The organism is Enterococcus cecorum DSM 20682 = ATCC 43198, assembly GCF_000407565.1.
Classification (GTDB): Bacteria; Bacillota; Bacilli; order Lactobacillales; family Enterococcaceae; genus Enterococcus_E; species Enterococcus_E cecorum.
On the sequence record NZ_ASWI01000004.1, the window covers coordinates 231,805 to 257,637 of the forward strand.

Sequence of the window (25,833 nt, forward strand, 5' to 3'; positions counted from 1 at the left end):
TCGATCTGCTACGAGCAAAAGGATATCAATCAACTTGGGCAAATACGAGAAAATTCATGTGTTACCTACTGCTAAGAAAATCGGATGAAAGGAGATTTTCTTAAGCAGGAGGGTGAATTTTCCGAGTATTTAGTTGATTGATACCGAGAAGGATAAGTTTGTCTGGAATGGTGATGAGCATGTGTGGTTAGTTTGTAAAACTGTAATAGTTGAAAGCGCGTTTTCTAATCATTTGTGAAAAAATAGATTAAAAAGAATTGAATAAAATGAGGTGTTTTGAGTGCGTGGGTATTCTTTAGAAAAGATGAAACACGTCGGCTTAGTATTAATTTTAAGCGTATTGATTGGGTTATCTGTTGGGGCATTGGATGCAGGATTTGGACGTGTATTAGACTACATCAGCATCTTTTTCCATCAACATAAACATCTATTATTACCTTTTTTGGGATTTGCAGGTATGCTATTTGTTCATATCCAATTGAAATACGGAAAAGACAGTCACTTAGGTATTGGGTTAATTTTCAAAGCTGGGTATGGAGAAGTCAGCAAGGTGCCTAAACGCTTAGTGCCCTTTGCCATCTGCGGGACGTGGTTGACCCATTTATTTGGTGGTTCAGCCGGTCGTGAAGGGGTAGCGGTACAGATTGGGGCAACGGTGGCTCATGCATTTGGTCGTCAATTTCAAGGCATGAATTATAAACGTTTTATCGTCATCGGGATGGCTTCAGGGTTTGCCGGCTTATTCCAGACACCTATTGCTGCGATATTTTTTGCGATGGAAGTCTTAGTAGTAGGGCATTTAACCTATGATGTATTACTTCCTACGATGGTTGCTTCTTTTACCGCTAGTTTTACTTCAGAATTTTTAGGACTAAGCAAATTTAGCTATCACTTAGTATTAGATGATCGCCTGCCTTGGTTCTTAATTGTACGCTTAGTTATTTTAGGTATTATTTTTGGCTTAGTCGGTTATTTATTTTCAAGAACGATGCGCTTAACTCGGCTAACTTTAACCAATCATTTTCCTAATCCAGTATGGCGAATCGGTATCGTTGGTATTATTGTTAGTGTTTTATTATTTGTTTTTCACGATGGACGCTATGCAAGTTTAGGGACGAATTTGATTGTGGACAGTTTTCACGGCGGGACCATTTATCCTTATGACTGGTTCTTAAAAATGATTTTAACCGCACTGACACTAGCTTGTGGTTTCCAAGGTGGGGAAGTACTACCGATGTTTGCGATTGGCTCTACATTAGGGGCTGCTTTAGCCGGGATTTTTGCCTTGCCAGTGGATTTTGTAGCGGCACTTGGTTTTGCGAGCGTCTTTGGTAGTGCGACCAATACCTTCTTAGCGCCAATCTTTATTGGTGCCGAAGTATTTGGCTTTGATGCGATACCATACTTCTTTATCGTTTGTGCAATCGGTTATCTTTGTAACGGAAACCGCAGTATCTACAGCCTACAAAAAATCGAAAAAGAATTTTAATAAATTAATTCCCACAATAAGTACGACAAAATGGTGCTTATTGTGGGAGTTTTTTACTTTCCATTAGGTAATGTTACACTAGGATGTATACGAAGATAGGTTTCTTTTTGTCTACGCGTCAATTGCTTAAAGGCATACTCCGCTTTCTGGGCCTCGCTTCTTGTAGCAAAACATTCTGCATGAATCATCTGAAGTGGGCGACGTTTAGATAATTTGGTATATTTTGCGCCGATGCCTTGATTATGCTCATTTAAACGGCGAGCCAAATCCGTCGTATAGCCACCATAAAACGTGCCATCTTTGCATAATAAAACGTAAAAATAATGTACTTTACATTCCATAGAGCATCTTCTTTATCGTAGGAGTATATTCGCCGTTTGTATCATAGGTATAGATTGGTGGCAGCACTTTAAGCCCATCTTTTTTCCCTTGATAAATGCCTTCAACCAATAAAATATTCGCCTCTTTGCCTTCTTTTGGATAAATGAATTGAATCCTTTTTGGCATTATCTTAGCTTGTTGCATGGTTTCAATCACTTCTAAAAATCGATCAGGGCGATGAACAAGACATAATCGGCCGTTCATTTTAAGCAGATGTGCACTGGTTTGAATGACGGTCTCTAAATTGGTGTAAATTTCGTGGCGCGCGATGGCAAGATGTTCATTAGGATTTTTATGATTAGTGGGTAAATCTTTAAAATAAGGCGGATTGCATAAAATTAAATCTATCGCATCATGACCAAGATATTTTGGGGCATTTTTCAAATCATCTTGAATAACAGTCATCTGATCAGACAAGCCATTCAGGTGAATACTGCGTTGAGCCATATCCGCCAGACGCTCTTGTAATTCAATTTGGATAATTTCAGCTTGGGTATGACGGCTGACAAAAAGGCCAACTGCACCATTTCCTGCACACAAATCTACAATCTTACCCCGTTTAGGAATATTCGGAAAATTAGCTAATAAGACGGCATCTAATGAAAACGAAAAAACTTCGCGACTTTGGATAATTTGGATATCTTCAGCAAATAATTGATCAATCCGTTCGTTAGGTAATAAATTTATTTTTTCTGACATTTTTACTCCTCGGTTATTTTAAAAATGTTTACATACTAAAAATAGGCAATAATATCTGTTACTTTATCCTATCTAGTTATTTGAGATGTTCTATCTTTTTCACAAGCTATTATACTATGAATTAATGGAATGAAAAAGGAAAAAATACTTGTCAAGAACTTAATAAACAAGCTATACTAAAAGACAAAAGAAGAGAAAAGGAGAGCAAAAAATGTTCTTTAGTTTTATGCGAGGCTTTTGTCGTGTATTGTTCTTTGTCATTAACGGCAATTTAGAAATTCAAAATAAAGAAAAATTACCACAAGATGAAAATTATATCTTGGTTGCGCCTCATCGTACTTGGTGGGATCCGTTATACCTTGCTGTAGCGGCTAGACCGAAGAAATTTGCATTTATGGCCAAAGAAGAGCTATTTAAAAATCCAATTATTCGTTTCATTTTGGTCCATTCCAATGCTTTTCCAGTCAACCGTCAAAAGCCCGGACCAAGTGCCATTAAGACGCCGGTGAAATTGTTGAAAAATACGGATTTGAGTTTAATCATGTTTCCTTCTGGTAGTCGCTATTCTTCAGAACTAAAAGGTGGTATGACAGTCATAGCGAGAATGGCCAAAGTACGTATCGTGCCTTGTGTGTATCAAGGTCCATTAACATTGGGTGGATTATTTTTGCGTAAAAAGGTCATTATTCGTTTTGGTGATCCAATTGATATTTCTGATGTTAAAAAATCGGATAAAGCAGGAATTGCGATGGTTGATGAACGTTTAATGAGGGCTTTTAACCAATTAGATTATGAAGCGAATCCAGAATTTAAATACGTCATTCCAGAAAAGAAGAAAAAATAAGTGGAAAGTCAAGGGTGAATCTCACCCTTGGCTTTTTTAGGCTAAAAAAAGACTGATTAAATAACCAACCTTTGTGTATTTTGTGTGAACACAGTTACGAATCATACATGTTTTTTGGTACTATCCTTCCATCAAACAGGTAATTGCTACTAACCAAGGAAAAAGTCAATATGAATAGGGAATGTACTACTCACTGAGAATGGGGGAGATGAGTTTGACATAAAAGAAATGAAGAGAATAAATTTTTTAAAGACTTTTTCGTAAATCCCACAAACAAAATACAAGTATTATTATATTTAAAAAATCACAAAATGAAAGCGAATTTCCTAAACGACAAATAAAATTGCTTAATTAACAAAAATTATTGACAGACTTTTTCTAAATCATCAATGACTTTAGAAAAATAAGTTCGTGAAAGAGGTAGTAAAGTATTATCTTTTAATTGAACGATACGCTTGCCACGACTAACATCTTTTACGGCATGTTTATTGACGATAAAAGAGCGATGAATCCGTAACAAGCCCTCATGTAGCACCTCAACCTGATTTAAAGGCAAGTAGAATTCATATTGCAAGTTGGGGCCGACAAAACGTATTTTATGCATACTTTTAGATTCAATATAGCGTAAATTTTTTAACGGAATTTTCATGAGTCGACACCGGTCTTTGATAATGAGGCTATTTTGTCCTGTTTGGTGCTTTCGTTGAAAATAGTAATTCACCTGCATTTCAACATTAGAAGCAAACCGCATGAAATATTCATTTTTATTCAGAACGATAATAGAGGGCCATTTTGCTTTCAAAGTCTCTTTATTGGCGTCGCTGTTGGTAATGAGAACAAGTTGGCCTTTATTATCTAAGTGATGAATATGCTCAATGAATTGTAAATGTTTTTTGGCTTTTTCATCCATATTTATTGAAATAAAATAAAGATTTACGTCTTCTGATTGAGGAAGATTTGCTAATAAAAAATCAGTTTGACTATATTGTATTAACGTTTCTTTTTGATGACGTAATAATTGAATTAATAGATTTTTCAAGATAGAATCACTGTTTTGCTGTGTTTCGATGAGATAGATAGCCATGGGTAATTCCTTTCTTTATAAAAATTGCAAGCAAAATTATTTGACGATTTTCATTTATTTTTAATTAACTATCAAACAATATAACATAAAATGAAGAAAATAAGTGGAAATCTTTTCGCAACTTGCCATGGATTTTTAGTCGTCATTTTGAGAAAATTTTTCAAACAAAGCCAAACAAGAACATATAGACGCATAAAATACAGAGTGCTATAATTAAAAACGAAGAAAAAAGAGTAGGTGATGGATGTGAAATTACTACATACAGCGGATTGGCATTTAGGAAAAAAGTTGCATGGATTTGATATGTTACCTGATCAATCGTATATCTTAGAGCAGATTCTACAATTGGCCAAAGAAGAGAAGGTTGATGCGATTATGATTACTGGAGATATTTATGACCGCGCAATTGCCAGTAACGAAGCGATTCAATTAGGAAATCAAACTTTTCGAAAATGGAATATCGATGAACAATTTCCGTTATTGATGATAAGTGGTAACCATGATTCCGCAACACGACTAGCTACAGGAAAAGAATGGTTCGCAGCTAATCATTTTCATTTAAATACCACAATTAAAGAGAGTTTGACGCCAATTACATTAGGAGACTGTCAGTTTTATTTGCTTCCTTATGTGGAATTAATCGAGGCACGTTTTTTTGTTGAAAATGAGGGATTGGTTGAAGAAGCGCCAAATTCATTGTCACAAGTATTGCAAATTATTATTCAAGAAATGCAGAAGACTTTTGATCCAAGTAAAAAGCATATTTTTATCGGACATTTATTTGTGGCAGGGAGTTTACGCCAAGAGTCAGAAACACCATTAGAAATCGGTGGTTTACAAAGCGTGGCCAGTGATTTATTCGATGTATTTGACTATGCAGCATTTGGTCATTTACATTCTGCTACAGCTAATTTAAAGGGAAAAGTGCGCTATAGTGGTTCACCATTGAAATATTCTGTTGGTGAATATCGTGATCCAAAAGGCGTACGAATTATCAATACGGATTTATTAGCTGATGATTTTGAGCAAGCGGCACGTTTTGTTCCGCTACAGCCTTTACGAGAAGTCTATCATTTAGAAGCAAGCTTTGAAGATTTGTTATATCAGCGAGGAAAATTAAAAGAATATGCCAATGATTATTTGTCCGTTTCACTATCCAATGAAGAAGTCATCATGCAGCTGATGAATCAATTACGCCCTTTATATCCATACTTACTCAATGTGACACGTAAAGAAAGACAGCGTCTAGCATCAGCAACTAAACGGATTCCTCTATCCAAAATTAATCAACCTGAAGCATTGATTCAAGATTTTTTTGTGCGATTATATGAGGAGCCGTTGACCGAACAACAACAAAATTGGATAAAAGATGCGATGAATCAAGTAAGCGGAAAGGATGAATCATAAATGTTACCTCAAAAAATCCAAATGAAAAATTTTGGTCCGTATGTAGATGAATGTGTAGATTTTTCTGATTTGCAAGCAGATGGCCTTTTTTTGATTACTGGCGATACTGGCGCAGGCAAGACCACCATTTTAGATGCGATGACCTTTGCCCTTTATGGAAAAGTTACGTCTGATAAGCGTACACCACTTGAGATGCGTAGTCATTTTGCTGATGAAACAGCAAAAACGGAGGTCCAATTTACCTTTTCTCATCAAAATTACACCTATAAAATTACGCGTCAACCAAGGATGTTTATTCCAAAAAAGAATGGAGAAAAGAAAAAAATAGAACACAATGTCCATTTAGAAGTATTTGATGAAGAACAACAATTAGTACGCAATATTACTTCTATTAAGGATGTTAACCAATTTGTCGATTCTTTATTACATTTAACGAGTGAACAATTTTCACAGATTATGTTACTTCCTCAAGGCAAATTTCAAGAGTTTTTATTGTCAAATAGCAGTAGTAAGAGTGATATTTTGCGTACGATTTTTAATACCCAATTTTATCGTCAATTAGCTGACTGGATGAAAGAAAATTATAAGCAAAAGGAAAAGGCTGTCAATCGTCAAATAGACCAACTACATCAGCTAACAGAGCAATTCCAGTTTATACAAGCTGATTCCCAAATAGAAAATCAAGCAACAACAAGTTTGGAAAATTGGCCAGAACTTTTTGCTGCTGATTTAAAAATACAAAATCAGCAGTTAGGGAATCAAAAAAATACCCTTCAAGAGCAATATCAATTTCAAGCAAAGTTACAAGAACAATTGCAACAAGTTCAGGAATTAGCCAAACAACAAGCAGAAGGTAAAAAATTAGTAGCTAGAAAAGCACAGTTACTAGAAAATGAACCTGAGATGAGGAACTTATCACAAACAATCGAGCATCTCAAATGGTTTGTTCAACAAAAGCATGAGTTAGAGCAATATGAAAAAGAGCAACAAAAATTTCAAGACTATTCATCAAATTTAGCGACTACGAAAGCTCAACAAAAAGAAAATGAAGCGGCGATGCAACGCTTTGATCAAGAACAAGATTTAAGAGCAAGTTGGCAACATAAGCTACAACTGGCGCAACAACAAAAATACCAATTAGATGAATTACTGCCAATTGCCAAAGATTACGAAGAAAAGTTGCAAGCTTTTGGCATACTCAAAGCAAAAACGACAAAAGCTTTTAACAAATTGCAAGCATCAGAACAAGCTTTGGCTAAAAAAGATCAAATACTTGTTCAATCTGAAATTGATTTAAATCAGATTCATCAGCAAATTCAACAGTTTTCTCAAGTATCTCATAAAGTGGAAAATTTACGAGACTGGTTAAATGCGGAGTCACAAAAACAAAAAATCTTAAAGCAACAACAAGCGCTACAACAGAAACAGCCTAAAATTCAAAAGCAAATCGAGATAGAAATTCAAAAACTTCAACAGCTTTTAGTACAAATTGAAGCGCAAAGAAAAATAAATGTGGACTTATTAAGTGAAAGATTACGTCGTTTGCTTAAACCAGGTGAGCCTTGTCCAGTTTGTGGTTCATTAGATCATCCAGGTGTTTCTCATGAGACAACAGCCGACCAACAAGCATTAATAGAAAATGAACAAGCCTTGCAACAATTAGAAACACAACTACAAACCTGTCAAAAACAACAAGGATCCTTAACTACACAAAGCTTAGAAATCGCAGGTCAATTAGCAGAATGTATGCAACAAATCGATGAACAGAACCAATTGCAAGCACAGTTAATAGCAGAATTCTTCACTTACCTGCAAGCAAACCTTTCTTGGTCTGCTGTTGATGAGTTAAAAGCTTCTTCCTTAACGGTAGCTTCAATCGAGCAGTTTCGTGAGCAATTCCGTCAAACGCTTAATGAGTTTATTGCAAGTTCTGAACAAATCCAGACACAAATCACTCAAGAAAAAATAGCACAAAAACAACTTCAAGACAGCTTGACTCATGCACAGGAAGAAAACCAAGCTTTACAAAAACAATTACTTCAAGCTGAAAGTCAATTGAATACCGTGAAAGAAAGATTAGGTGAACAAACATATCCAGCGTTACAAGATAAAAGTTTACGAGTGGAGCAAGAAATCAAACAATTATCTGAACAAATTGAGAAAGCGCAAAAACAAGAAAAAAATCTGCAAGATACCAAGATTCGATTGGAAACACAAGAACAGTCCCTACTAAGTGCTTTATCTGAACAAAAAGCAATTGTCAACCAAGCACAGCAAGTTGTTGCCGCTATTTATCAACAAATCGATCAGCGTTTTGGTAGTCGATTTTATCCTGATTTTGAACATGGCAAAGCAATCGACTTGACAGAATATTGGCATCAAACAGCGCAGCTAGCTACCATGGAACAAACCTGGCAACAATATCAAGAGGAAAAGCATTATTTAACCACGCGTTTACAAGAACTAGCAGAAATTATGAAAAAACCAAGCGTGGATGCCAAGCCGCTAGAAGAACAATTATCGATCATAAAGCAAAATATTGAGGAATTATCGACTAAGTATGCCCAAGATCAGCTTATTTATGAACAAAATCAGCAACTTTGCAAACGCTATGACACCTTATTGGCCCAAAATCAACAGTTATTGACAGAAGTGCAGGCCTATGCACGACTAGCTAAAGGGATGAACGGAACCAATGAGTTGAATTTAACCTTAGAAAATTATTGCTTGCAAGTATATTTCCAAGAGGTGCTATTGCTTGCTAATCAAAGGTTACAAGAGTTGACGCAAGGAAGATATACATTAGAAATCAGTGATGAAAAAGGACGAACTGCAAGTAATACTGGCTTAGAGCTCGTGATTTTTGATGATTATACGGGTGAAATTCGTCGTGTACAAACCTTATCTGGTGGCGAAAGCTTTATTGTATCACTGGCTCTATCGCTATCCTTAGCCGATGTTATCCAGCAGCAAAGTGGCGGTGTTCAAATAGAAGCACTCTTTATTGATGAAGGCTTCGGGACTTTGGATGAACAGACCCTACAATTAGCCATTCAAACTTTGGCGCAGTTAGAAGGTCAGGGGCAAATGATTGGCATTATCAGTCATGTGCGTGAACTAAAAGAGCAAATTCCGCGCCAAATTCAAGTAAAAAAACTAGGGGACGGTCGCAGTGAAATTCATATTCAAAGTGAGTCTCAAATTTCATAAAGAAAGATAAATCATCCGAAGCGTCATTGGCATCATTTGTTTTAGAAATAATGAAATAAATGGTGCCAATTTTTAAATGTATTTTGTGATATGCTTACAATTTGTAATTAAAACAAGAAGAATAAAATAATATTATGAAACGCTTACAATATTTTTTTAATGATTTACAGCTCGTGATAAAATTTTTAATGCACCTTTAAGAATATCACTGAAATCCTATGAGAATAGGCAAAGAAAGCAAGTTTGCTAACATTTTTACTGACATATCGTAAAATAGGCTCTAGTAATTGACTTCATTATTGAGTATAATGAACATGTAATAGTTTCAGTAGATGTTTTTATTTGCAATGAAGAAGGGGGAGGTAATGATGTTAACACTTTATACATCACCGAGTTGTACCTCATGTCGTAAAGCTCGTGCATGGCTTCAAGAATATAATATTCCCTTTGTTGAACGAAATATTTTCTCTGAACCGTTGACCATCGATGAGTTGAAAGCTATTTTGCAGATGACTGAAGAAGGCACTGAAGAAATTATCTCAACTCGTTCAAAGGTTTTTCAAAAGCTGAATGTAAATTTGGATGAATTGTCCTTAAAAGATTTACTAAAATTAGTTCAGGAAAACCCTGGTCTATTAAGAAGACCAATCATGATTGACGAAAAGAGATTGCAAGTTGGATTTAATGAAGATGAAATCAGACGCTTCTTGCCACGCGATATCCGTCAATTAGAGTTAAGACAAGCTCAATTGATGGCAGGTTTATAAACCATTTTAGACGATACAGTCAACAACAATGATACAAAGAAACGGATATTCAGATTTGACAGTTTTAGCAATCAGTCTGGATATTCGATTTTTTTACTGTTAACTCAAGGTTTGTTTCCCTTGGGTTGACGGGCGATGTGAAGATATTTTTCTTTACTTTTTGTGTACATACGTTAAAATATAGTTAGATGAAGAGAGGTGTAAACGACATGGAAGTAGAACATATTAATGATGATACGGTTCGCGTTTACATTCGTAGCGAAGATTTAGCCGAACGTGGCTTTACTTTTGTCGATCTTCTGGGTGGACATAAAGAGATTGAGAATTTCTTTTATTCCATACTTGAAGAAGTTGACGTCGATAATCAATTCAGAGGTAGTGAGGCTGTCACATTCCAAGTGGTTCCTAAAGGGGACGGTTTGGATTTGTACATCTCCAAAAATATGACAATGGAAAAATTTTCCGAACTACCATTTTTGCAAGAATTCGATTTACAACAAGCGAATGATTTTGACGTTGAAGACGTGGATGACGATGAAATTTTTGAAGTGGATGAAAAGACTGCGCATTCAAATGAGCAATTAGAAGGAATGCCACGCTTTTTAGATTGGATGAATCAAGTCACAGGCGGCAAGATGAATCAGCCATCTACAGAAGATAACCAAGCAACACCAAAACACTTACCAACATCTGCGCCAAATAAAAAAGCGAAGAAGTTGCAATATGTCTTTATGTTTGAAGACTTTGAAGATATTATCGAAGTGTCAAGCAAGGTGAATGCAGTGGGATATAATTCAAGTATTTATCAATTTGGTGGTTTGTATGCTTTAGCCATTCATTATACTGATGAATACTCAGACCGCGAATTTATCGATACTAAAAATGCGGTTTTCAGAGAATTTGGAGTATTAACGCCATTGACACAGGACGTTTTAGAAGAACATGGTCATGTGATAATGGATGACCACGCCATTACGCAAATCAAACGAATTTTTAACACTTAAGTAGATGCTTTAGGTGCTTTAAAGTCATGAAACGTGAATAAAAAAAGATGCACAGCTTTTTGTTTTGTGCATCTTTTTTATTTATTTATAGGCGCGCCAATCTAAATAAGTAATTTTGCCACTTGTTTCAGGTTGGATAAATTCTGGTAGACGTTTGATATTATCCAAGCCTTCAATCAGATAGCCATATTTTTGATCGTATTGATAATTAAAGCAAGTCAGTGTATCAACCGTTTTTACTTTCATCTCACAGGCTAGTTGTTGATCTTGTAAGAAAAGCTGCTTACATAAGTCCGACTGACGATCTTCAGCAAACATCTCAAAATCCGCTGACAATTCCCGAAAAACTTGATCAGCCAACGCAAAAGAATAGCCATCTTCCATACATCTTTGCATTTGACATAAAAATTGACGTGCATATTTGTTTCCTTGAAGTTGTGCCGCTTTAAAATCTAAAGCTAACTGATAAGCCTCTTGGAAAGTGGTATTTTGCTGTTCAAGATGTAAAGGTAATTGATGAACGCGTAAATAATCACGCACTATCTGTAAATTAACCAATGGAACCACTTGTAAACGAGCATTTTCGTGATATATTTGGCGAAAATAAGTAAAATAGGGCATTAATTGCGCCAAAGAAGATTCCAGAGGGTTAATAAAGAGATAAACCTCGTTCAAAATATATTCCTCCAATACTACTAGCTACCTTCACTCTAACAAAACTTTTCTGAAAATAAAAATAAAAAGCTTGCATGTCTTTACACAATAGCCTCAAAAGCCCGCACGATTTTATTCTTAGCTGGCTGATAGCGAATGCCAAATTCTGCCAATAAGTCAAGAAAATCTTGTTTTCCCTTACTTGCCTCACTGACTTCTAGTTCGAGCTCATAATCATGATTTTTGCCGTACCAACTCTCATCTAAAGCTAATTCGCCAATTGGTAAGTCGATTTGAATACGGGCAGTCTTTAAGTCGGCTAATAAGCGAACTTGGTCTGGTTGGATACCTAGTTGCACTAATTTTTGCGCCACACTGCCATGAGGTAAGATGGTTTTGGCTTGAAGTAAAGTTTGCGCTTGTTCCAAAGATAAGAGGTCAGTTGTCTCGAGTAAGCCATCTTTCAGGGGCGTTTTCAATGTACATTCCCCACCTTCTTCAAATGTCCGGATACGTAACCCACACTGTAGTTGCTTTAAGCGAAAATCAGGGGTGTCAAAATAATAATTTTCCTGCACAAAGGCATTTTTTTCAGGCGCGTATTTTGCTTTGATTACCGCAAATTGTGCATGCGTTAATAATGTTTTATATTCAATCTCGATTTGTTCTGTCATCATATCCACCTTTCTTCAAATGAATTATACAAAGAAGCAAGTCATTCGTCTAGTACACACAAATAGTGAAATTTTTCTTTTGGTTGCGTTTTTTTACACTATGGTTGATTCTTTTTGTATGTTATAATCAAAAGAGTGGACTTTTTAAAGGTAGGTGTGCAGATGGACCGTAATTGGAATGATTTTTTAGCATCGTATGAACAAGCGGTGAGTGAATTAAAAGTAAAATTACGTGGCATTCGTAAACAATTTAGAGATCAAAAGCAACATGTACCGATAGAATTTGTGACTGGGCGAGTAAAACCAGTCGAAAGTATTTTAGCTAAGTCGCAATTACGTGGTATTCCTTTAGATCGTTTAGAAGAAGAGATGTCAGATATTGCTGGACTGCGCATTATGTGTCAGTTTGTAGAAGATATCCATACTGTTGTCGAATTATTACGGGCACGCAGAGATATGAAAGTGATTATCGAGCGTGACTATATAACAAATAAAAAAGCAAGTGGTTATCGTTCCTATCATTTGGTCATTGAATATCCGCTACAAATGGTGGATGGCGAAAAAACAATTTTAGCGGAAATTCAAATCCGTACCTTAGCGATGAACTTTTGGGCGACCATTGAACATTCACTGAACTATAAATATCAAGGCGTGTTCCCTGAAGAAATCGGCCAGCGTCTACAAAGAGCAGCCGAGGCAGCCTATTTGTTGGATGAGGAAATGTCAAGTATCCGAGAAGAAATCCAAGAAGCACAACGACTCTTTTCTCAAGGCATGCGAGGACCAGTAGAAACAACGACAAAGCTAGACCATGCTGACTTTGGTAGTCTCGATCAAGAGTTAGAGCAAGATTTTATAACCACAGCAGAAGAATCAGTAGAAAAAGAAGAATAGGAGGGTGACTATGCGGGTAGCGATTATTCATAATAAAAAAGCATTATCTTTAGAAGTAGCAGCAAAATTACGTGAATTATTACAAAAGGCGCATTACCAGCTCGACCAAGATGATCCTGAATTAGTCATTTCAGTAGGTGGCGATGGGACGTTATTATCGGCTTTCCACTTATATAATCATAAACTCGATCAAGTGCGCTTTTTAGGGGTGCATACCGGTCATTTGGGCTTTTATACAGATTGGCGTGATTATGAGTTAGATGAGCTTGTGGATTCACTTTGTACGCAAGAGGAGAAGGCCATTAGCTATCCTTTGTTAGATGTGACGATTCATTATCGCAATGGCAAGCCGAGTCAACACTTTCTCGCACTCAATGAATCAACTATCCGCCGTAGTACTCAAACCTTAGAGGCGGATGTCTATATTAAAGATGAATTATTTGAAAAGTTTCGTGGGGATGGCTTATCAGTCGCCACGCCAACTGGTTCAACCGCTTATAATAAAAGTATTGGTGGTGCCGTGTTACATCCGCGAATCAATGCGATGCAACTAACCGAGATTGCATCTTTGAATAATCGTGTCTTTCGTACATTAGGCTCGCCGATTGTTTTATCGCCGACTGAATGGGTGGAATTAGACTTGGCAGCAATCAATGATGAAACCCATTATACGATTACCATTGATCAGCTGGCTTTAGAGCGGACCCAAGTCAAATGTATTGTTTACAAAATAGCCAAAGAACGGATTCACTTCGCCTCGTATCGCCATACGCATTTTTGGCGACGTGTGCGTGATTCCTTTATCGGAGAGGTTTAATGCAATTTCAATATATTTATGAAAAAACAGCAGGCCAACAACTTAAATATTTTCTCAAAGAACAAGGAATTTCCAAAGGTTTATTAGCAAAAATTAAGTTTCAAGGGGGACAAATTGCGGTTAATGGCCGAATCGAAAACGTCTTATATCAGCTCAAAGCACAAGATGTCGTGCAAATTACAATTCCTGATGAAGGCGAGCATGAAACCGTGCTGCTCGATGAGACGCCGATTGATATTGTTTATGAAGATGCGCATCTTTTGGTCGTCAATAAACCTGCCAATGTCGCAAGTATTCCGGCACAATATCATCCCAATGGTACGATGGCTAACCGCGTGAAAGCTTATTACAAACGCCAAAATTATGCCAATCAAGTCATCCATGTTGTCACGAGATTAGATCGCGATACGTCTGGGTTGATGGTCTTTGCCAAACACGGATTTGCCCATGCGAAACTTGATGTTCAGTTACGCAATAAGCAATTTGTAAAGAGATACCAAGCTTTAGTTACCGGTGAAATCGCGCAATTACAAAACCACGCATTAATTGATTTACCAATTGCTAGAGACTATGATTCGCTATTAAAACGGAAAATTGATGACTCGGGTAAGCAAGCCAAGACCGAATACTGGTTAGAAAAACAAAACCAAGAGCTGGCATTGGTTGATATTCAGCTTCATACCGGCCGTACCCACCAGATTCGGGTGCATTTTGCAGCAATTGGGTGTCCATTACGTGGCGATGAATTATATGGTGGTCTAGTCGATGAAACGATGAACCGTCAAGCCTTGCATTGTTACGAATTACAATTTACCCATCCTTTTACGCAAGAAGCTTTACACTTTACCCAAGCGCTACCCCAAGATATGGCAGATTTAGCGCAAACAATTAAATAATGCAAATTTTTCGTGAGCAGTTAAATATTTAGCTGTCCACGAAAGATGTTGCCTAGATATAAGAAAAATGAGGTGAGAACAGTGGAAGAAACATTAGAACAAGAATTACAAAATCGTTTCGAACGTTTGAAAGAAGAATTACTTGCCAATGAGATTCAGGAATTTAGAAATGATTTTCTTGAGATGCACTACTATGAACAAGGACAATTCTACCAATCGCTGACAACCGAGGAACGAATGATGCTGTACTCTTTACTGTCTCCTAAAGAAATGGCGGATATGTTTGACGTCTTGGAAGAAGATAATGACAATATGAGTGATTATCTTGCGGAGATGCGTCCAAGTTATGCGGCCAACATGCTATCTGAGATGTATAGCGATAATGCCGTGGATATCTTAAATACATTAGATAAAAAGCAAATGGCGATGTATTTATCTTTAATGGAAAAAGAAGTAGCGAGTGAAATCCGTGAATTATTACATTATGAAGATGAAACCGCCGGATCTATTATGACAACCGAATATGTTTCGATTGTCGCAAATCAAACCGTGCGTTCAGCGATGTATGTCTTAAAATCAGAAGCCAACGTAGCCGAAACGATTTACTATATTTATGTTGTGGATGCTGAAGACCATTTAGTGGGGGTTATTTCCTTACGCGATTTGATTGTTAATGATGATGACGCGTTGATTGCAGATGTGATGAGTGAACGGGTGCGAAGTGTGCATGTTGGTGATGACCAAGAAGATGTTGCGCAAACTTTCCGTGATTATGACTTCTTAGCTTTGCCGGTTGTTGATTATGAAGATCATTTAGTCGGAATTGTTACCGTCGACGATATCATTGACGTTATCGATGATGAAGCGACTGCCGATTACTCTGGTTTGGCGGCCGTTAACGTTGAAGAAGTGGACGAAAATCCCCTTAAAGCAGCCAGTCGTCGTTTGCCTTGGTTGATTGCTTTGTTATTTTTAGGGATGATTACGGCCACTATGATTAATCGCTACGAAGAATTAGTCAGTGAAGCCAGTATCTTAGCCGTATTTATTTCATTGATTACTGGTACTGCTGGGAATGCAGGGACCCAAGCACTAGCCGTTGCAGTTCGTCGTATTGCCATGCCCGAAGATAAAGACCGTCGTTTTTTATGGACAGTTATTAGCGAATTAATTACCGGACTAATTATCGGTTTGATTACTGGGATTGTGATTTTTGCCTTAGTCGCCGTTTGGAAACATAATCCGATTTTAGGTTTTGTCATTGGCATAGCGATGATGTGTGCCATTACCGTTGCTAACCTAGCTGGTACTTTTATTCCAATGTTAATGGATAAACTCGGTTTCGATCCCGCGGTAGCAAGTGGTCCATTTATCTCAACATTATCTGACTTGACCAGTGTGTTAATTTATTTCAATATCGCCAGCCTTTTCATGCAATATTTCATGAAATAAGCAACAAAATAATCGAACAGCCCAAGAAAGTACCTCACGCAAAGGTGCTTTCTTTTTTATTCCGAGTCGATAATATCGTTCGAAGGTATATGGAGGTATTGTTATAAGATGTGCTTAAAACCAGAACAAGTAAATAAAAAACTCCACCCTATACAGCATTTAGCGTACGGGGAGGAGTTTTTTAGTCATTTAACTGATCATTTTCGGCTGGGTTTTCGCCGGCAAGCAAACCTTTTTTCAATAAGTGATATTTATTCTTCAAATTAACTACATTTTTTTGATAATTCTGGCTATACATAATTGAGAAGAGTGTATCTAAAATATATTGGAAGGCTACTTGCGAAGAGAACGTCCCAATTTTCCAAAAATCACATTCTGTTTGTGTAACGACTTGCACGTAATCAGCTAATACATTTAACTCACCATGGGCATTACCGGTAAATAACACACTAGGAATCTTTTTATCATGAAAAAGCTGTAAAAAACGCTCGTATTGCTTCACGCGTCCGCTATAAGATAAAATCATCACACAATCTTCTTCAGTGACATTCGCAGCTACCCAATCTTCATCAGCATATTCTTCACCAATGATTGGAAATTTATTTATCTTCATCAATTTATTTTGAAAACCGCGGCAACGAATCTGCGTATCCCCTTGAGCAAATATAAAAATACGTTTGGCTTTTAGCAGCAGTTTTGCGACTTGTTCGAGTAAAGGATAGTCAAGCTGTACGACTGAACGTTGGATTGTCTCGGTATACAAAGTAGCCATTTTCTTTGCGATGGTTTCAGAATTATCACTTGGATCAAAAGGAAAATTTGGATTGACATTGTCGATTTTATGCAGATTACGATAAACAATCTCGACCAGTTCTGCCTTGAATTCCTTAAAGCCTTCATAATCTAGTTTTTTGGCTAGACGTACGATGGCAGAATGGGAAGTATACGTTTTTTTTGCCAAGTCTTCAATGGTCATTTGCGGAATTTCATCGATATGACTCAAGATAAAAGTCGCAATTCGCTCTTCATTGGCGGTTAAGTTGGTAGTTGCTTGTAATTTATCGAGCAAGAACATCATTATTTCTCCCTATTCAAATTATTGTCAATTCATTATAGCATATGGCAAACTGAAGAAAAAAATAAAAACTTCATTTATCTAAATATTTGTGAAACTTTTTGTCAATTTAGTAAAATGTTTTATTTGTGTAGATTTCAAAGTTTATCAAAATGCTAGAAATGAGTTAAACGAAATAATGAACAAAGTAAACAAAAAAATTATCAGTAAACAAAATGTTCAATGATTTAATCTTTGCCTAGTGATTTATGAAAGATATTGCCAAAACCTAGTACGAGAATTGTCTATACCACTTTTTTCTTGCTATAATGCGATTCGGAATGGGAGGTTTTTTTCATGTTAACAGTAGCGTACATTGGTAATGGCAAGAGCACGAATCGGTATCACATGCCCTTTGCGTTAAAACAAAAAGATATAATTCGTGTTAAGACGATTTATTCCAGACACTTATCTCAAGCTTGGACGCCAATTGAAGGGGTACATTATACCACGAATATTGAGGATGTTTACCAAGATGATGAGATTCAGTTAGTGATTATTACGACACCGAATGCTTCACACTATCCATTAGCCAAAGATTGTTTGTTACATGGAAAGAATGTTTTAGTTGAAAAGCCGTTTTCATTAAGTTATGACGAGGCACAAGAATTATTTGACCTTGCGAATGAGAAAGGACTTTTTGTGCAATGTTATCAAAATCGTCGCTTTGACTCGGACTTTTTAACGGTACAAAAAGTGATTGAAAGTGGCAAACTAGGAGATTTATTGGAAGTAGAAATGCATTTTGATTATTTCCGTCCAGAAGTGCCACAAAGCGTGGACCATTTTTCAGTGGCCGAAAGTTTCCTATATGGGCATGCCTGTCATACGCTTGACCAGGTGATTTCCTACTTTGGTGAACCGGATCATGTGCATACTGAAGTGCGTCAATTACTTGGTGAAGGCCGCATGAATGATTACTTCGACCTTGATTTGTATTATGGGAAATTAAAAGTTTCCGTGAAATCAAGTTATTTCCGTATCAAACCACGCCCAAGTTTCATCGTCTATGGAACAAAAGGCATGTTTGTGAAAGAAACCAAAGACCGCCAAGAAGAGCACTTGAAGATGTTTTATATGCCGACTCATCCTGATTTTGGGATTGATTTACCAGAGCATTATGGCACTTTAACTTATGTAGATGACTGTGGCAACTACCATGAAGAAAAAGTCATCTCAGAAGTGGGCGATTATAGCCGTTTTTACGAGGCTCTTTACGATACGCTAGTGTTAGGTAAGGAAAAACTCGTAAAAGATGAAGAAACACTGCTTCAGATGAAATTATTAGAGGCTGCTATCCACCAGCTTTCGTAATTTCAGATTTAAATTATATACTACTAGCCATTGACAGAGCCTTTTTATGTTTTTTCCTGACATAAAAGGGCTTTGTCTGTTTTTTAGGCATTTCTCAGCTTCCCAGGATTGTTTATGACTGTTGTAAAGAAACACAGCGTTCGTTATAATGGAGGAAGTTGATAATCAAAGGAAAGGAATTAATAATTTGAGAAATGAAATGATGCACCGTCCTGTGGTGATGAAAGAATTAGTCCAATACCTAAGAACGGCACAAAAACCTTTAGCCGGTGAGCTGGGCAAGGTCGAACGTGAGGCCAATGAACAAGAAGTGCCCATTATTCCGCATGAAACCGTGGTCTTTATGCAATTTTTACTAGGCCAAATCAAGCCACAAAATATTTTAGAGATTGGTTGTGCGATTGGTTTTTCTTCTAGTTTAATGGCACAATTTGTCGGTGAAAATGGGCATGTGACTACCATTGATCGCTTCGATGTAATGATTGAAAAAGCTAAGAAAACTTACGAACGTCTTGGCTTAACCGATAAAGTCACACTTTTGGAAGGTCAAGCGGCGGATATTTTACCCACATTGACTGGTCCATATGATTTTATTTTTATGGATAGTGCCAAGTCAAAATACATCGAGTTCTTGCCAGAGTGTCTACGGTTATTGAAAAAAGGAGGCGTCTTGATGGTGGATGATATCTTCCAAGGAGGCACCATTTTAGATCCTTATGAAAGCATTCCTCGTGGGAAACGTGCCATTCATCGTAAACTAAATGAATTTTTACAAGTGATTAATACCCACCCCGATTTAACGACTTCACTTGTACCTTTAGGGGATGGTATTGCTTTGATTACCAAAGAAGTGGATGAAATAGATGCCACAACATTACGGATATCGGAGGAAGGATAATATGACATTTGAAGAAGTATTGCCAGAATTAAAAAAAGGAGCGAAAATCATTCGACAAGGGTGGAGTGGCTATGAATTATATGTCACTTTAGTATCAGGACAAACCTATGATGAATCACCAGTGACACCCTATTTATTAATCAAAACCTCAGATGAAGGATTTTCAAGTTTTGCCCCAACAGTTTGTGATATTTTAGCTGACGACTGGCAAATTGTGGAATATGCCAAATGAGTGAATTTAAAGAAAAAGTCGTGCTTGTCACAGGGGTAGCATCGGGCATTGGTTTGGCGCAGGCGAAGATTTTTCTAGCTAATGGTGCCAAAGTTTTTGGGGTGGATTGCCAAGAAATGCCGGAAAATCTTGCGGATAGTCCTCGCTTTGTTTATTTTCAAGGGGATGTGAGCGATAGTCAAGTCTGTAAACAAGCCGTAGAAAAGTGCTGTCAACATTTTGGTAAAGTAGATATTTTGCTAAATACAGCAGGTGTCCTAGATAATTATGCAACCATAGCTGAGACTTCAATCGATCAGTGGCATCAAGTATTGCGGACGAATTTGGATAGTATGTTTTATTTTTGTAAGCTTGTTATTCCGCAAATGATACAAGCTGGTGGCGGGGTGGTCATCAATATGGCTTCGGTTGCTAGTCTTGTCGCAGGTGGTGGCGGTGTGAGCTATACAGCTTCTAAGCATGCCATTGCCGGACTGACCAAACAACTTGCTTATGATCATGGGAAAGACCATATTTCTGTTAAGGCCATTGCTCCAGGTGCGATTCAAACTCCAATGAATGCAGCTGATTTTGAAGGCGATGGTGCGATGGCAAAATGGGTCGCAGAGGAAACGCCTGTGAAACGTTGGGCACAAGCTGCTGAAGTCGCCGAGCTTACTTTGTTTTTAGCCAGTGAAAAAAGTAGTTATCTTCACGGTGCCATCGTTCCTTTTGATGGCGGCTGGACGATTAAATAAGATATTTTCAAGCCACAAAGGTAGATTAGATGCCATTGTGGTTTGTTTTTGTACTAGAAAGAAAAATACTAAGATAAGTAAAGAAAATAAGTGAAATTCTAGCAAAACATAATGGTATTTGGAATAAAGAAGCAGAAAATGATGTGCTAGAAACATTTGAAAATATTTAATAATTGACAACCAATGAAAAAGAACCACCCTCGCAAGTATTTAATGGAGAGTGGTTCCTTTTTTTATGCAGTAGCTTGATTCATTTCACGGCCTTTTTCATAAATTTTGAAGAATGGATAGTAAATAACCATACTTACTACAACTAAGAATAGGTAGAAGATTACATTTCGCCAATCCATAGATGATAAATAAGCTTGAGCAAAAAATGGAGTGAATGATGGATCAACGATATAACCATTTGAAATGATACTAAATTTTTCAGCAAGATAAGTTAATACCAATGAAACAATAGGTGTAATGACGAATGGAATACCTAATATAGGATTAAATACAATTGGCAATCCAAAAATAATTGGTTCATTAATTGAACATATACCTGGAATCAATGAAAGTCTACCTATCGTTTTAAATTCGATGTTCTTACTCATCATCATTAGAATAACCAAGCCAAGTGTATTACCAGCACCACCCATCACAGAGATACGGAACATTTGGAGATTCATTAAATGCGTTAATGGTTCACCTTGGGCAAATTGTTCAGCATTCAAACCGGTTTGTGCAATGCCAAGAGTAAATACAATTGGAAAGATTATAGAAGATCCGTTCACACCGAATAACCATAGTATTTGTCCCAGTGTTACAATAACGATGAATCCACCTAAACTCCCAGCAATATTGACGCCAGGTGTTAAAAATTTCATCACAGTTTCTGGAAAGTTATGGTGAAATTTAGCAATGATAAGTAAGTTCAATCCATAAAAAATAATAATATTAGTTAGTAATGGAAGTAATGAATTGATAAATGTTGCGACCATAGGCGGAACAGAATCAGGTAAAGTAATTTTAATATTGTATTTTTCAAATAATCTAGATATTTCTACAACTAAAAGTCCCAAAATAATAGCTACAAACAAGCCATTTGCGCCTAAATAATCCAAATTTATATTGTTATCTTTTACTCGAGTACACACTAATAAGTAGATGATGGCAGAAATCAATCCATTTGTTGGGGCGTTCAATTTGTATTCTTCTGCTAATGTATAAGCAATACCAAAAGCAGATAGAAGACCAATAATCCCAAAAGTTAGAGTATAAGGCGTTGTAATTGCATCATAATTAGCAACAGCCCAATGTTTCCAACTGACTAAAAATTGAATAAACACATTGTGACTAGCAGTATTAACATTGTTTATATCAACAGGAGGATTTGCGATAATTAAGAAGAATGCGCCAATTACCATAAAAGGTAAACAGAAAAACATCCCCGATGATATGGATTTTAAATGACGTTGATTACCTAATTTTGCAGCAATTTGATTTGAAAAGGTAGTAAATCTATCAATAACAGTTTGATTATTTGTATTCATTTTTTTCAATCCTCACTAAAGGTTCTTAAACTTGCCATGAATTAAATTGAAAGGCAGAATCTACAGTATGATTTGGATCGTATTTCTTTAATAGTTCCGCATATTCTTCTTTGTAATGATTGTCTACTTTCTTTTGTGGAATGACGATACTAGCTTCATTTAAGAAATGTTCAGATCCTCTGCCCATTTTCTTTCCACGAGTTGTATGTTTATCGAAGGCGATATCAGGTATTTCAGGGACATAACCCATTGCAAAGTTTTTAATGACAATATTTTTTAATAAATCTGAGGAACGATCTTTTTCAGACTGGCATAGATAGCGAATGGCATGAACAAAGAACATTGCACGATCTGCTTCATTATATTGAAATTCTTTTCGCATCTGATTTAATGAATGAATGAAGATTGGTGCATTTGTATTTCCCATGCCAATATCTTCAACAGAGATAGCTAGCAGTCTGCGCCATAATTTTTCTTCAAATTGTGGTGAAGTAATATACATTTCATATGCAAATTCACATGCATCTCTTTCTTTACCACGGCGAATACTTTTTTGAAGTGCAGAAATAACTTCATCACCATTTAAACCGTTTCTTGTTTTTGTACGTGCCCAGGGGTCTGTAATAAATTCTTCTGTCATGATATAATCTCCTTGTAAGTTAAGTTTATAAATGAATAGAGGATAAAAATGGATATAGAACGTCTATGTGAGAAATTCCAATTAACTGAAAACGAGAGAAGTATTTTGTACTATATTGATCAGTCTCGAGATAAAGAAAAACTCGGTATTCGAGAAGTTGCTCAGAAAAATTATGCTTCACCGTCTTCTATCGTTGCAATGTGTAAGAAAATGGGCCTATCAGGATATAGTGAGTTACTTTATTATATGATTGGCGCTAAAAATTTAACTTTTTCGCTTCAACAAAATAAAGTAATTGAACAATATGGTAATCAATTTCGTGAACTATTACGAAAGCATAAAGAAAGTCATATTATGATTTTGAGTTCAGGAATGTCAACCCATATTGCGAATTATATGTCTGATTCGCTTAATTTAAACGGATTTCGGGCTACATCTACTAGCCATTTACAATTGTTGAGACCTACTAATTGCGAAAATAGCTTCATTTGGTTTGTTTCTAATTCAGGTGAGACAAAAAGATTAGTTGAATTGGCTGAAATCTCACAACAAAATGGTTTAGACTCTATCTCGTTTGTTGGAAATGCGGATTCTCATCTGTTTCATGCAACTACACTTTCTATTACAACCAGTACAAATTCAGCCTATTCTTATCAAGATTATTATCCTCAATTATTTTTTGGTTATTGTTTAAACGCTTTTGAGATGCTCATGAGTTATACGCTTTCAACTACTAGTAAATTTACTATCTAAAATATAAGCCTTAATAATGAAAATTGTAATACTTTTGAAGAAACTTCGAACATGTTCAGCACGATTCGAACAAGTTCATAAATAAGAATTAATTTGAAAGGGAGATTGAAAATTATGGAAATGTTAGATTTATTAGGTGAAGAGAATAATCATGTAAAGAGTGCAATTAAAAAAAATCTTAGAGACTGATCATCCAAATATAGGCGTCTATGATACAACACAAGGGTTTGTCTGTTTTAAGAAGAAGAGGGAAAAATAAATTCCAAAAATTGCATACAGTTCACAAAAAGACCATGCAATTAATTGGTTATATAGTAAAGCGCTATGGAAGAAATCAAACTTAGCTCTAGATTTGCAGGAAGTTATTAAAAATTTGCAATGCCCAACCTTAAGTTTTTATCTTGCGGCTTTAACTGGTTTAGTGAAAGTTAATACAATAGAAGAGTTAATAGGAGACATAGAAATAAAAGAACAAGAAGTAACAAGAAAAAATATTAGATTTATCGAGAAAAAGCTCTTAATTGATAAGCTTGGCGAAGATTGGTTTGAAAAAATAGCAGCTGGATTAATATCGTAATAAGGCAATACCTGAGATTTACGCTTAAATACGCGATCGTACATGCTTTTTATCAACGCCAAAGGTACGAAAGGTGAAGTATCAAGTGATTTGGCAGGAATTATTGATGTGATGAATCAAAAAACAAATCAAACCAATCCCCTAGCAAGCAAATTAATGAAGGAAATTGATTATTATAACCAAGAACCAGAAAAAAGGCGAGAACTAATGGACTATGAAACAAAACTTAAAGATGAGCGCTTAATTGGAATTAAAGAAGGAAGAATAGAAAAAAGAAATCGAAATGCGAGAAATATTATTATTGCATTTAAAGCGAATAATGCTGCCCCTAGTTTTATTTTTCAATTTGTTAAAAGTGCATTTAAAGACGACCGTACCGATGAAGAAATCCAACAAATGATAGACGAGGTTGAAGAAAGGAACTAGACAAACGATTGTCCATGCGCAACACCTGCTTAAAAATGAATAGATGTTTTCGGAATGTAGCGTCTTTCCAGCGATAATGTTGGAAAGATTTTTTGTATTTGTGAAACTGGATATTCAAAGCTGTGTGTAGATAGACGCTACATCTGCCCCTTGCAATTTTTAGAGATTGTGATAAGATAGCATTCGTGGATGACCACACTGCGAAACTTCCATCCTTTAGTCGCAGCTTATTACCAAGATGATGAATCTTGCAAAGGAGAGTTTATTTATGCATCAAGAAAAACCCCAAACAATCGCCAACAGCAAAACGCTCGAATTGGCAAAATCTGCAATTGTCGCGGCTTTATATGTCGCCCTCACCGTAGTACTGGCACCATTTAGTTATGGCGCTATTCAAGTACGCATCGCTGAAATGTTTAACTTTTTACCACTATACAATAAACGCTATATCTGGGCGGTCACAGTCGGCGTATTTATTTCAAATTTATTTTCACAAGTTGGACCCATTGATTTAGTGGTCGGCACGCTTTCTACGCTTTTCGTGTTGTTAATTAACGTGAAAGTCACTGAAAATATGAAATCTATGAAACAAAAAATGGCAGTAAGTACCATTATTTGTGCCGTTTCTATGTTTACAATCGCCGCTGAATTAACCTTTGTTGCGGGCTTACCATTTTTCTATAGCTGGTTAACAATTGGTGTCGGTGAATTTATTGCGATGGCCATTGGATCAGTGATTATCTATACAATAGGTAAAAAAATCGATTTAACAAAATAAATGTTTTAAACAGTCACAATGGATGGTGTGGCTGTTTATTTAAATTTGAAAAAACAAAAAAGCCCCCTGGAAATCAACCAGAGGGATGTGTTAGCGTCACAGGAGGGATTCGAACCCCCGACCGTTCGCTTAGAAGGCGAATGCTCTATCCAGCTGAGCTACTATGACAGAAGCTTAACAACAGAATTGATTGTATCAGATTTTGAGATAACGTGCAAGGCTTTTTCACGAAAAAACTTGAATTTAGATAACAGTCTATCAGCCACATAACAGCAAGGATGACACGAACACTTAAAACACGAGGGATAACATGGAACTAAAAGAATATGCCAAAAAAATCTTATTACAGGAGCCTTTAGCAAATGATAGTCGCTTCAGTTATCAATATTATCGTTTAACAGATGACTCTATCGCTTTAGTTGTCTATGATCATGAGCGAAAAGAAAAAATGCAATTTCACTTTCCACACAAGCAAAAATAAAAAATGAAAAGCCATGGGAAAATAGTTATCCTGAATACCGATGGAAATAATCAGTATCTTATTTATGCAATCA

At 36.4% G+C, this 25,833-nt stretch carries 27 protein-coding genes and 1 tRNA gene; 19 read left to right on the plus strand and 9 right to left on the minus strand.

Translation table 11 applies throughout. The annotated features are described in order from the left end of the window. The first annotated feature begins 280 nt into the window (after positions 1 to 280). Entirely contained in the window at positions 281 to 1,489 is a 1,209-nt protein-coding gene (locus I567_RS07060; RefSeq protein ID WP_016251544.1) for a chloride channel protein, read from the plus strand. 53 nt (positions 1,490 to 1,542) lie between these two features. Here I567_RS07060 and I567_RS07065 read toward each other — a convergent pair whose 3' ends face one another. Both I567_RS07065 and I567_RS07070 read right to left on the minus strand, forming a co-directional pair. Beyond that, positions 1,543 to 1,830: a GIY-YIG nuclease family protein gene (locus I567_RS07065; RefSeq protein WP_016251545.1), complete on the minus strand. Its 288-nt coding sequence runs from the start codon at positions 1,828 to 1,830 to the stop codon at positions 1,543 to 1,545. After that, a complete protein-coding gene (locus tag I567_RS07070) occupies positions 1,820 to 2,569 on the minus strand; it encodes a tRNA1(Val) (adenine(37)-N6)-methyltransferase (RefSeq protein ID WP_016251546.1) in 750 nt (249 codons plus the stop codon). The genes I567_RS07065 and I567_RS07070 overlap by 11 nt, the downstream gene beginning before the upstream one ends. A 211-nt stretch (positions 2,570 to 2,780) precedes the next feature. On the opposite strand from I567_RS07070, the gene I567_RS07075 reads away from it, so the two are divergent. Next, positions 2,781 to 3,413, plus strand: a complete 633-nt coding sequence (locus I567_RS07075) for a lysophospholipid acyltransferase family protein (protein ID WP_016251547.1) — start codon at positions 2,781 to 2,783, stop codon at positions 3,411 to 3,413. Between the two features lie 361 nt (positions 3,414 to 3,774). Here the strand turns inward: I567_RS07075 and I567_RS07080 are convergent, their stop codons facing one another. Continuing rightward, complete coding sequence (locus I567_RS07080; RefSeq protein ID WP_016251548.1) at positions 3,775 to 4,497, minus strand: LytR/AlgR family response regulator transcription factor; 723 nt, start codon at positions 4,495 to 4,497, stop codon at positions 3,775 to 3,777. 240 nt (positions 4,498 to 4,737) lie between these two features. Between I567_RS07080 and I567_RS07085 the strand changes: the two genes are divergently transcribed. The 4 genes from I567_RS07085 (at position 4,738) to I567_RS07100 (ending at position 10,885) form a co-directional block, all read left to right on the plus strand. Beyond that, a complete protein-coding gene (locus I567_RS07085; protein ID WP_018345387.1) occupies positions 4,738 to 5,904 on the plus strand; it encodes an exonuclease SbcCD subunit D in 1,167 nt (388 codons plus the stop codon). Continuing rightward, positions 5,905 to 9,114 (plus strand): AAA family ATPase, encoded by a 3,210-nt coding sequence (locus tag I567_RS07090; protein ID WP_016251550.1) that lies wholly within the window; start codon positions 5,905 to 5,907, stop codon positions 9,112 to 9,114. A gap of 368 nt (positions 9,115 to 9,482) precedes the next feature. Further along, positions 9,483 to 9,881 (plus strand): transcriptional regulator SpxA, encoded by a 399-nt coding sequence (gene spxA, locus I567_RS07095; protein ID WP_016251551.1) that lies wholly within the window; start codon positions 9,483 to 9,485, stop codon positions 9,879 to 9,881. Positions 9,882 to 10,090: 209 nt separating this feature from the next. Then, the gene (locus I567_RS07100; protein ID WP_016251552.1) at positions 10,091 to 10,885 is read left to right on the plus strand and encodes an adaptor protein MecA; all 795 of its coding nucleotides are present in this window, start codon (positions 10,091 to 10,093) and stop codon (positions 10,883 to 10,885) included. Positions 10,886 to 10,966: 81 nt separating this feature from the next. On the opposite strand, the gene I567_RS07105 is transcribed toward I567_RS07100, so the two are convergent. Further along, positions 10,967 to 11,560, minus strand: a complete 594-nt coding sequence (locus tag I567_RS07105; RefSeq protein ID WP_016251553.1) for a DsbA family protein — start codon at positions 11,558 to 11,560, stop codon at positions 10,967 to 10,969. 80 nt (positions 11,561 to 11,640) lie between these two features. After that, a complete protein-coding gene (locus I567_RS07110) occupies positions 11,641 to 12,213 on the minus strand; it encodes a CYTH domain-containing protein (RefSeq protein ID WP_016251554.1) in 573 nt (190 codons plus the stop codon). Positions 12,214 to 12,375: 162 nt separating this feature from the next. Between I567_RS07110 and I567_RS07115 the strand changes: the two genes are divergently transcribed. The 4 genes from I567_RS07115 to mgtE are packed head-to-tail and all read left to right on the plus strand — an operon-like array spanning position 12,376 to position 16,272. Next, a complete protein-coding gene (locus tag I567_RS07115) occupies positions 12,376 to 13,107 on the plus strand; it encodes a GTP pyrophosphokinase (RefSeq protein WP_016251555.1) in 732 nt (243 codons plus the stop codon). 10 nt (positions 13,108 to 13,117) lie between these two features. After that, entirely contained in the window at positions 13,118 to 13,924 is an 807-nt protein-coding gene (locus I567_RS07120; protein ID WP_016251556.1) for an NAD kinase, read from the plus strand. Further along, positions 13,924 to 14,820, plus strand: a complete 897-nt coding sequence (locus I567_RS07125; protein WP_016251557.1) for an RluA family pseudouridine synthase — start codon at positions 13,924 to 13,926, stop codon at positions 14,818 to 14,820. Before I567_RS07120 ends, I567_RS07125 begins: the two co-directional genes overlap by 1 nt. Before the next feature lie 45 nt (positions 14,821 to 14,865). Continuing rightward, positions 14,866 to 16,272 carry a magnesium transporter gene (gene mgtE, locus I567_RS07130; RefSeq protein WP_216364217.1) on the plus strand — a complete coding sequence of 469 codons (1,407 nt, stop codon included), beginning with the start codon at positions 14,866 to 14,868 and terminating at the stop codon, positions 16,270 to 16,272. 181 nt (positions 16,273 to 16,453) lie between these two features. Here mgtE and I567_RS07135 read toward each other — a convergent pair whose 3' ends face one another. Then, positions 16,454 to 17,347 (minus strand): MurR/RpiR family transcriptional regulator, encoded by an 894-nt coding sequence (locus I567_RS07135; protein WP_018345385.1) that lies wholly within the window; start codon positions 17,345 to 17,347, stop codon positions 16,454 to 16,456. A gap of 336 nt (positions 17,348 to 17,683) precedes the next feature. Between I567_RS07135 and I567_RS07140 the strand changes: the two genes are divergently transcribed. From I567_RS07140 to I567_RS07155, 4 genes are all read left to right on the plus strand, one after another. After that, positions 17,684 to 18,700: a Gfo/Idh/MocA family oxidoreductase gene (locus tag I567_RS07140; protein ID WP_016251560.1), complete on the plus strand. Its 1,017-nt coding sequence runs from the start codon at positions 17,684 to 17,686 to the stop codon at positions 18,698 to 18,700. Between the two features lie 187 nt (positions 18,701 to 18,887). Then, a complete protein-coding gene (locus I567_RS07145; RefSeq protein ID WP_018345384.1) occupies positions 18,888 to 19,598 on the plus strand; it encodes an O-methyltransferase in 711 nt (236 codons plus the stop codon). 1 nt (position 19,599) lies between these two features. Next, entirely contained in the window at positions 19,600 to 19,830 is a 231-nt protein-coding gene (locus tag I567_RS07150; RefSeq protein WP_016251562.1) for a DUF2829 domain-containing protein, read from the plus strand. Next, positions 19,827 to 20,567, plus strand: a complete 741-nt coding sequence (locus I567_RS07155) for a 3-oxoacyl-ACP reductase (RefSeq protein ID WP_016251563.1) — start codon at positions 19,827 to 19,829, stop codon at positions 20,565 to 20,567. The genes I567_RS07150 and I567_RS07155 overlap by 4 nt, the downstream gene beginning before the upstream one ends. Positions 20,568 to 20,800: 233 nt before the next feature. Here the strand turns inward: I567_RS07155 and I567_RS07160 are convergent, their stop codons facing one another. Both I567_RS07160 and I567_RS07165 read right to left on the minus strand, forming a co-directional pair. Then, on the minus strand, positions 20,801 to 22,105 hold the full coding sequence (locus I567_RS07160) for a PTS sugar transporter subunit IIC (RefSeq protein WP_016251564.1): 1,305 nt from the start codon (positions 22,103 to 22,105) through the stop codon (positions 20,801 to 20,803). A gap of 25 nt (positions 22,106 to 22,130) precedes the next feature. Beyond that, positions 22,131 to 22,745, minus strand: coding sequence for an AAA family ATPase (locus I567_RS07165; RefSeq protein WP_016251565.1), 615 nt, complete (start codon positions 22,743 to 22,745; stop codon positions 22,131 to 22,133). 48 nt (positions 22,746 to 22,793) lie between these two features. Between I567_RS07165 and I567_RS07170 the strand changes: the two genes are divergently transcribed. The 4 genes from I567_RS07170 (at position 22,794) to I567_RS07185 (ending at position 25,279) form a co-directional block, all read left to right on the plus strand. Continuing rightward, positions 22,794 to 23,498 (plus strand): MurR/RpiR family transcriptional regulator, encoded by a 705-nt coding sequence (locus I567_RS07170; protein ID WP_016251566.1) that lies wholly within the window; start codon positions 22,794 to 22,796, stop codon positions 23,496 to 23,498. 373 nt (positions 23,499 to 23,871) lie between these two features. Beyond that, positions 23,872 to 24,075, plus strand: a complete 204-nt coding sequence (locus I567_RS07175) for a hypothetical protein (protein WP_026209978.1) — start codon at positions 23,872 to 23,874, stop codon at positions 24,073 to 24,075. Between the two features lie 90 nt (positions 24,076 to 24,165). Further along, positions 24,166 to 24,501: a hypothetical protein gene (locus tag I567_RS07180; RefSeq protein WP_018345382.1), complete on the plus strand. Its 336-nt coding sequence runs from the start codon at positions 24,166 to 24,168 to the stop codon at positions 24,499 to 24,501. Positions 24,502 to 24,769: 268 nt separating this feature from the next. Then, positions 24,770 to 25,279, plus strand: coding sequence for a QueT transporter family protein (locus I567_RS07185; RefSeq protein WP_016251568.1), 510 nt, complete (start codon positions 24,770 to 24,772; stop codon positions 25,277 to 25,279). A 94-nt stretch (positions 25,280 to 25,373) separates the two neighbouring features. Here I567_RS07185 and I567_RS07190 read toward each other — a convergent pair. Further along, a tRNA-Arg gene (locus I567_RS07190) sits at positions 25,374 to 25,447 on the minus strand. 142 nt (positions 25,448 to 25,589) lie between these two features. Here I567_RS07190 and I567_RS12785 point away from each other — a divergent pair. Further along, positions 25,590 to 25,760 (plus strand): hypothetical protein, encoded by a 171-nt coding sequence (locus tag I567_RS12785; RefSeq protein WP_016251569.1) that lies wholly within the window; start codon positions 25,590 to 25,592, stop codon positions 25,758 to 25,760. Positions 25,761 to 25,833: the final 73 nt, after the last annotated feature.